Annotated in this window: 5 protein-coding genes; 3 read left to right on the top strand and 2 right to left on the bottom strand. The window is 39.7% G+C overall.

The window, feature by feature from the left end; all coding sequences use genetic code 11:
- Positions 1–147 precede the first annotated feature (147 nt).
- Positions 148–1,380 (bottom strand): Zn-dependent hydrolase, encoded by a 1,233-nt coding sequence (locus DS885_RS10635; protein ID WP_113819411.1) that lies wholly within the window; start codon positions 1,378–1,380, stop codon positions 148–150.
- Positions 1,381–1,487: 107 nt separating this feature from the next.
- Positions 1,488–2,258: a helix-turn-helix transcriptional regulator gene (locus tag DS885_RS10630; protein ID WP_113819410.1), complete on the bottom strand. Its 771-nt coding sequence runs from the start codon at positions 2,256–2,258 to the stop codon at positions 1,488–1,490.
- A 145-nt stretch (positions 2,259–2,403) separates the two neighbouring features.
- On the opposite strand from DS885_RS10630, the gene DS885_RS10625 reads away from it, so the two are divergent.
- The 3 genes from DS885_RS10625 to DS885_RS10615 all read left to right on the top strand — a co-directional run bounded on the left by DS885_RS10625 (position 2,404) and on the right by DS885_RS10615 (position 6,506).
- Positions 2,404–3,789, top strand: coding sequence for an aminotransferase (locus DS885_RS10625; protein WP_113819409.1), 1,386 nt, complete (start codon positions 2,404–2,406; stop codon positions 3,787–3,789).
- Positions 3,790–3,798: 9 nt separating this feature from the next.
- Entirely contained in the window at positions 3,799–4,902 is a 1,104-nt protein-coding gene (gene aguA, locus DS885_RS10620) for an agmatine deiminase (protein ID WP_258546894.1), read from the top strand.
- Between the two features lie 125 nt (positions 4,903–5,027).
- On the top strand, positions 5,028–6,506 hold the full coding sequence (locus tag DS885_RS10615; protein WP_220149687.1) for a Na+/H+ antiporter NhaC family protein: 1,479 nt from the start codon (positions 5,028–5,030) through the stop codon (positions 6,504–6,506).
- Positions 6,507–6,513 lie beyond the last annotated feature (7 nt).

Raw genomic sequence — 6,513 nt, 5'->3', positions numbered from 1 at the left:
AAATAACTGATGTAAATTTTGCGCCGGAAAAATGGCTTAGTTTGAGGCGTAAGTTGATGTAAATGGTTGTTCCCTTTACGAAGCTTACAACGAAAAAATAAGTTGTTTTAACAAGTAAAATAGATCAGTTACTTACTATGATTGGTATTATTTATTGGCTTCGTTTAAAATCACGTCAAATAAGATCTGACAGCCATCACCCACTTGGTCTGGACTAGAATATTCCGCTTCATTATGGCTAATACCACCGATAGATGGAATGAATATCATTGAGGTTGGTACTATGCTGGCAATATTAACCGCATCATGGCCAGCCCCACTGACTAAACGTTGATAAGTTAACCCTGAATTTTCTACGGCATGGCTAACTGCATTAACACAATCCGCATTGAAGGCAAGTGGTGGACTATCCCAAATATTATCCATCTGGATTTCAACACCGGTGCATTCTGCTACGTTGTTAATAACTTGTTTCGCTTGTGCTTCTAAATCAGATAAACCAGCTAATTCAGCATGGCGTAAATCTAGCGTGAAGGTAACATCACCTGGAATAACATTACGTGATCCTTTGATAATAGCTAACTCACCAACGGTACAACGTGCACCGTTCGCTTCCCCTCTTTCTGCTATTTGATAAAGTTCATTAAATACTTGCGTTGCTGCATACAGGGCATCTTTACGATAGCTCATTGGGGTTGGCCCCGCATGTGCAGAGGTACCAGTAAAAGTGACATCGTACCAACGCATGCCTAACACACCGGTGACAATCCCAACTTGTTTATGCTCTTGCTCTAGTACGGGGCCTTGTTCTATATGCAACTCAAAAAATTTATGTAGGTCGCGTTGTCCGACTTCCTCATCGCCCATGTAGCCTATTGCATGTAAGGCTTCTGCAATGCTAATCCCGTCGCTATCGACTTGTTGATGTGCGTATTCTAAATCGAATTTTCCACTGTATACGCCAGAAGAAACCATGGCGGGTGCAAAACGTGAACCTTCTTCATTGGTCCAAACAGACACTTCTATGGGGCGGCGAGTTGTGATGTTCTGTTCATTTAAACTGCGAATCACTTCTAAGCCAGCAAGACAACCATAAATACCGTCAAACTTGCCACCTGTAGGTTGTGTATCTAAATGGCTACCAGTACCAATAGCAGAAACATGTTCAAAGCCTTCACGACGAGCAAATATATTGCCCATTTTATCAATATGAATTGAACAACCAGCTTCAATGCACCACTCAATAAATAGATCACGTCCCTGTTTATCGATATCAGTAAGCGCAAGACGACAACATCCCCCTTTTTCCGTGGCACCAATTTTAGCCATCTCCATTAGGCTATCCCAGAGTCTACTTTGATTAATCGTTGGGTTGTTCATTACACCTCCTTATATCAGTTGTATTGATAATAAGGAGCCTGCAGTGGCAAACCTATACCCCTACAGGTATAAGTTATCTTAGAAAGGTATGATAGAGAGGGTTATATTTAAGAGAGAGTATGTAAGTGATTAATAAATTGTGAAAATAATTCAGACTCTCTACAGATATCTAGCTTCATGTAAATGCTTTTTCGGTGTACCTTGATTGTCCCGACACTAATGTTCAACGACTCTGAAATTGATTTTGAGGAATGCCCTTGCAAAATTAAGGCTGTGATTTGTTTTTCACGAGGTGTCAGGACATTGCTGCCAAAAGTGTTAATCGCATGTTCTAAAGAGTAGCGTGATTGCTCATCGTGAACATATTGAGAAGACTGTGCAATCCAAAATTGCTTGCTCATCGCTTGTAAAATAGGTTGAACACTCTTTAATCGATTAAGCTCAACTCGACTAATACCACCTAATTTAGAGGTTCTCCCTAACGAGATGGTAAACACAACACCATTATCCAAACGGGTCACAAAAATTATCTCATCACTTAAATCGAAATCACTGTAACAACTTTTATATTGTTCTGTATTGTTGAATTGATCTGGAGCGAGATCTCGCAACCGATACAAACCATCATTCAACCCATTTTCTATGGCATTAAAAAGCGGATCTAATAAATAGGCTTTATTAAGAAAACGATGAATTTTCTTTTGAGATTCAATTTGATATGAAGTGTGAACAACGATCGGTTTGAATTGTTGCTTATAGGTAGCGATTAACCAAGTATCGAAATGCGCCAACGCCTGAAGGCTTTCAATCATGACACCTGGCCAGCTTTGTAGCGACATATGATTAATCATATTTGCTATTGATTTATTCCAGTCCATGATCGTCCTTAACTCAATAAACGATGAGTAAATTCACTATTTACCCCCCTAGCGGTATATCAAACATCTTAGCACTGATAGTAATTTAAAAAGCATGATAGATATTCAATAACACTTACTTCATAATAAACAATGGGTTATAAATATGCAATATGATGTTAAAACACTATGGCAACAAGATAAAGACCACTTCGTACATCCTTTTACTGATTTCTCAGACTTTCATCAATCTGGGTGCGATATCATCGCTCACAGTGAAGGTGCGTATATCTATGATATCAATGACAATAAGTATTTAGATGGCATTGCTGGGTTATGGTGTGTCAACATAGGACATGGGCGATCTGAGTTAGGTCAGGTCATGGCCGAGCAAGCGACGAAAATGGCTTATTATTCACCTTTTAATAATTTATCTAACATTCCAGCTATTCAACTATCAGCCAAACTAGCCTCTCTTGCCCCGGCTAATTTAAACCATGTATTTTATAGTTGTGGAGGTTCAGTCGCTAATGACCAAGCGATCCGTATTGTTCATTATTACTTTAACCAAATTGGTAAACCAAGTAAGAAGAAGATCATATCGCGCCATAGCGGCTACCATGGCACCACTTACATGGCATCAACTCTTACCGGTACTGTAGGCAATAATGAAGGGTTTGATGTAGTTAACGACTTAGTGACACATATTAGTGAAGCGAATTGTTACCGTATGCCTGAAGGGATGAATGAAGCAGAATACTGTGACTACCTAGTCAAAGACTTTGAAACTAATCTGGAAAAAATGGGTGGTGCAGACCAAGTTGCCGCGTTTATTGCAGAACCAATTATGGGTGCAGGTGGCGTTTTAATCGCGCCAGAGGGTTACCACAAAAGAATTTTTGATTTATGTAAAGCCAATGACATCTTATTTATTTCAGATGAAGTCGTTACTGCATTTGGGCGTTTAGGACACTTTTTTGCTAGTGAATCAGTATTTGGTATTCAACCTGACATCATTATTTGTGCAAAAGGAATTACGTCTGGCTACATTCCTTTAGGCGCAACCTTATTAAGTGATGAAATTTACGACGTGATCAAAAAGCCACAAGCTAAAGGTGCTGTTTTTAGTACTGGATTTACCTACTCTGGTCACCCTGTTGCTTGTGCTGTAGCATTAAAAAATATCGAAATAATGGAACGTGAGAAAATATGTGATAACGTGCTAGCAGTAGGACCTTATTTAGAACAACAACTTAAAACGTTAAAGGACTTGCCAATTGTAGGTGATGTACGTGGTAGCCACTTTATGATGTGTATTGAAAGTGTAGCTAACAAAGAAACTAAAGAGCTAATTCCCTATGAAGCTAATGTCGGTAAACGAATTGCCCAGCATTGCCAACAGCGTGGCTTAATTGTTAGACCAATTGCGCATTTAAATGTACTTTCTCCACCACTCATTTGGACGCGCGATACGGTAGATGAAGTAGTTAATATTCTTCGTGCTGCCATCGAATCGACCGTTGAAGATTTAAAAGCTGATAAATTTATCTAGGTGATGGCCATGACAAATAACAATAATGTGGCAGAAACAGGTTTTCGCATGCCCGGTGAGTTTGAGCCTCACGATGGATGTTGGATGCTGTGGCCTGAACGTAATGATGTATGGCGTTTAAACGCAGCACCAGCGCAAAAAGCATTTGCGGCAGTGGCTTGTGCAATTGCTAAAAGTGAAGAAGTGACTGTCGCAGTCAGTGACCAGCAATATAATAATGCCCGCGATCTATTACCTGAACATATTAAGGTAGTAGAAATGAGCAGTAATGATGCTTGGATGCGAGATATTGGCCCAAGTTTCTTAATCAATGACAGTGGTGATCTAGCTGCTGTTGATTGGGACTTTAATGCATGGGGAGGTGAACAAGGTGGACTTTACCCTGATTGGTCTAAAGATAGCCGCGTAGCACAAAAGGTATGTGAAATCAGCGATGCGACACGATTTGATGCCCCGCTCGTATTAGAAGGAGGTTCAATTCATGTTGATGGGCAAGGTACATTAATCACCACCAAAGAGTGTCTGCTTAATCCAAATCGTAATCCAGACCTCAGTAAAGAGCAGATCGAACAATTATTAAAAAATTATTTAAATGTCGAACGCATTATCTGGTTAGATCAAGGCACCATAGAAGATGAGACCGATGGTCATATCGATAACCTATGTTGCTTCATCAAACCAGGCGTTGTAGCTCTTCATTATTGTGATGACCCTAATGATCCCCAACACGTAATCTCTGAAGATGCTTATCGTATTTTAACTAATAGTACGGATGCGCAAGGACGAACCTTAAAAGTAGTAAAGTTGCCACATCCCGGTCCCCTTTATATCAGTAAAGAGGAAGCTAAAGGTATAGATGATAATAATGATAGCCAGCCGCGTGAAGAAGGTCAGCGTTTAGCTGGCTCTTACGCAAATTTTTATATTGCTAACAAACATATTGTCTTCCCAAAGTTAGACCCTAAGAAAGATGAAAAGGCAGCGACTATCTTAGCTGAGCAATTCCCAGATAGAGAAATCATTGGTATCCCCGCTCGAGAAATACTGCTTGGCGGAGGCAATATCCACTGTATCACCCAGCAACAACCTAAAGTAATTAATACCGAGAAATAATCCCCCTCTTATTAAAAGTATTAGATTGCTAAACATTGCAATTTAATGCTTTTAAAACAGTACTATGAACCATCATTATTGCTTACGGAGCATAGTTCTGAAAGAAAATAAAAAGGAAGTTAATCATGACAAGACCAAAGATGGGTCCCGAACTAGGCCGTACACAAGAAAATCATATCAATATTAAAGTAACCATTATCGCATTTATAGTCGCCGCCGTAGCCTTAACTTGTTACCACGTAATAGGGGCAGAGCAATCTGAGTATGGCGCTTGGAGTTTATTACCCGTATTGGTTGTCGTTACTACCGCTATCTACACTAAACGTACCGTTGAGTCTTTATTTATTGGAGTTATAGTAGGCCTATTAATGACTAAATCACCGACTGAATTTATTCCATCATTAGGAGATATATTTTTAACAGTATTTCAAAATGATGTTGTTGCGTGGATATTTATTGCCTGTGGCCTGATGGGCAGCATGATTGCTTTAGTAAGTTGCGCCGGTGGTGCAGACAGCTTTGGTAACTGGTTATCCAATAAAGTAACAAGCCGTAAAGGCACATTGTTTTCTACTATGGCATTAGGATTGATCATCTTTATTGATGATTATTTAAATGCCCTAACCATTGGTTCATCAATGCGTAAAGCAACCGATAAAGTAAAAGTCTCTCGTGAATTCCTTTCTTATATCGTTGACTCGACGGCTGCACCGGTGTGTATCATTTTACCATTCTCAACGTGGGCTGTATTTTTCTCTGGTTTACTTGAGGAAACTGGCGCTGCTGCTGAGGGGGGAGGCATGGATCTATTTATTAGTGCTATTCCTTATATGATTTACGCTTGGGTTTGTTTGGTTGTTGTAGCTTTAGTGATTAACCGTAACATTCCTTTATTCGGTAAAATGAAAGCTGCTGAAGAACGTGCAATGACGACTGGAGCAGTATTGTGTGAAGAAGATGCCGCTGCTGAACATGAAATTAAACCGGCAGTGAAAAACAGTCATATGCTTAACTTCTTTATCCCAATCGGGGCACTTATATTTTTCACTTGGTTATTTGATATCGACATTATGGCCGGTGCAATGGCTGCCATTTTTTTAACTGTGGGTTTATATGCGTTACAAAATATCATGCCTATTGGCAACATGTTCGATGCTATTTTAAGTGGCTTTATCGATATGATTGCACCATTAGGCACCCTCTTTTGTGGTTTTATGTTAGCACAGGTAAATGATTCATTAGGAACAACATCCTATGTGATTGAATCTGTATCTCAATTCATGACAGTGGCTTACTTACCCGCCCTTGTATTTATCACAATGGCTGCACTAGCGTTTGCAACAGCATCATTCTGGGGGATCTTTGTTGTGGGGATGCCGATTGTTATACCACTAGCAATGAACTTAGGAGCAGATTTACCGATAGTCGTAGGCGCATTAATATCAGCATCAGCCTTCGGTTCACACGCTTGTTTCTACGGTGACTCAACGGTGTTATCTGCTAAAGCATGTGGCATTAGCCCAATGAATCATGCTTTAACGCAATTACCTTATACATTAATCACAGCAGCCATATCTGTTATATTTTTTCTTATTCTTGCTTAAAAGTCTT

Origin of the sequence: Psychromonas sp. B3M02 (genome assembly GCF_003318165.1) — a bacterium.
Lineage (GTDB): Bacteria > Pseudomonadota > Gammaproteobacteria > Enterobacterales > Psychromonadaceae > Psychromonas.
The sequence above is the reverse complement of the archived record's forward strand: the minus strand, read 5'-3'. Positions and strand labels throughout refer to the sequence as shown.

Bases quoted from the DNA above. Each gene is read 5' to 3' on its own strand.
- DS885_RS10635 (WP_113819411.1), bottom strand. From the start codon at position 1,380: ATGAACAACCCAACGATTAATCAAAGTAGACTCTGGGATAGCCTAATG.
- DS885_RS10630 (WP_113819410.1), bottom strand. From the start codon at position 2,258: ATGGACTGGAATAAATCAATAGCAAATATGATTAATCATATGTCGCTA.
- DS885_RS10625 (WP_113819409.1), top strand. From the start codon at position 2,404: ATGCAATATGATGTTAAAACACTATGGCAACAAGATAAAGACCACTTC.
- aguA (WP_258546894.1), top strand. From the start codon at position 3,799: ATGACAAATAACAATAATGTGGCAGAAACAGGTTTTCGCATGCCCGGT.
- DS885_RS10615 (WP_220149687.1), top strand. From the start codon at position 5,028: ATGACAAGACCAAAGATGGGTCCCGAACTAGGCCGTACACAAGAAAAT.